Source organism: Vibrio sp. 1580 (assembly GCF_033340055.1).
Genome location: NZ_JAWOVT010000060.1, coordinates 1 through 1,234 on the forward strand (window position 1 = coordinate 1; position 1,234 = coordinate 1,234).

A 1,234-nucleotide genomic window follows, 5' to 3' on the forward strand; every position below is an offset into this window, starting at 1 on the left:
GCTATCAACAAAAGAATCATTGGTTTGCAATGCTTGGTTCGCTTGTTCAATACGACCGAGTAGTTGCTGACCTTCTCCCATCGCACTGGCCACCGCTATCTTGTCTTGCGAGTCTGTGTTCTGAGCGCTTTGTTTTGAATCCAACAGAGCCTCTGACTCCATTGGCGACAAAGCTTGCTTAGCTACGACGGGGGCTTTACCTTCTTCTTGAAGTGATTCCGAAGTTTGCTCGGATTCGTCAGCAACGGCTTTTACGCCTTCATGCTCTAGCAATGCATCAGCCGCTTTTCCGTCGACACTCTCACGGTTCGCGACTGATTCTTGGCTCTCGCCATTCTTCTCGACCGTTTCACCTTCTGTGGCGCTAACGTCGGTCTTTGCATCTGTACTTGCTGTTTGAGTGACCGCTTTTTCTGCTTTTTGTGAACCTGTAAAAACTCCCGCTAAGGTTTCAAAAAAACCTTTGCTTTCAGAGCTTTCTGTAGGTGCTTTTGCGGAAGACTCAGAAACAGAGGTCTTGCTAGTCGCAGAAACATTAGACAAATTCACATTCATAAAAACTTTCTCGTTTTTAGCTACGCCTTTTTATGGCGTGACCAGATTGCCCATCAGAGGCAAAATTAGATAATTAAACCATGAATTTGCAAAAATCACGCCAACGCATAAGGCTCTTTTCCTGTCGGACAACGCACAGGAAAAGAGTGGAAGCGAGATCAACTTCAACAAAAATTAGAACGGCTTGGCCTTACGGCTAAACAACAGCGTGGAAAACTCATCCATTTGCTTTTGCTCACGTTTGGCTTCCGCGATTTGCTTTTCTTTCGCTTTCTTTTCGATCATCCACTCGTAAGACATGCGTTCTTGACGCATCTTGAGCCAGTAGTCTTTGCAGTTTTCGACTTGTTCTTTGAAGTGATGCTCTGCTTGCTTTTGCTTTGACAGTGTCTCGTCAAGCTGACATAAGAATCGGTTGAGATGCCCGTATTGGCTGGCGGTTAAACCCGCTTGACCACGATCCACCAACTGCTGGCAGTAATCGAGACGATATTTTTCGATTTGCTCAACCTGACGGTAATAGTCTTCAAGCTCAGAGCGCGCTTTGTTCAGCGCAAGTACGGCTTGGTCTTCGCGCTCTTTGGTCTGCTCAAGTAGGAATTCCATCGCATTATTCATACGCTATTACCCACCCAAAATATTTCTGAGCATATTGACGCACATATCGTATGGCACCGAT

1 protein-coding gene and 1 pseudogene are annotated in these 1,234 nt (G+C 45.9%); both read right to left on the reverse strand.

Features of this window, described 5'->3' with window-relative positions; translation table 11 throughout:
• Positions 1 to 555: pseudogene (locus R7093_RS23995) on the reverse strand (flagellar hook-length control protein FliK); the annotation flags it as partial.
• 174 nt (positions 556 to 729) lie between these two features.
• Complete coding sequence (gene fliJ / locus R7093_RS24000; RefSeq protein ID WP_005457733.1) at positions 730 to 1,173, reverse strand: flagellar export protein FliJ; 444 nt, start codon at positions 1,171 to 1,173, stop codon at positions 730 to 732.
• Between the last annotated feature and the right edge of the window lie 61 nt (positions 1,174 to 1,234).

Bases quoted from the DNA above. Each gene is read 5' to 3' on its own strand.
- fliJ (WP_005457733.1), bottom strand. From the start codon at position 1,173: ATGAATAATGCGATGGAATTCCTACTTGAGCAGACCAAAGAGCGCGAA.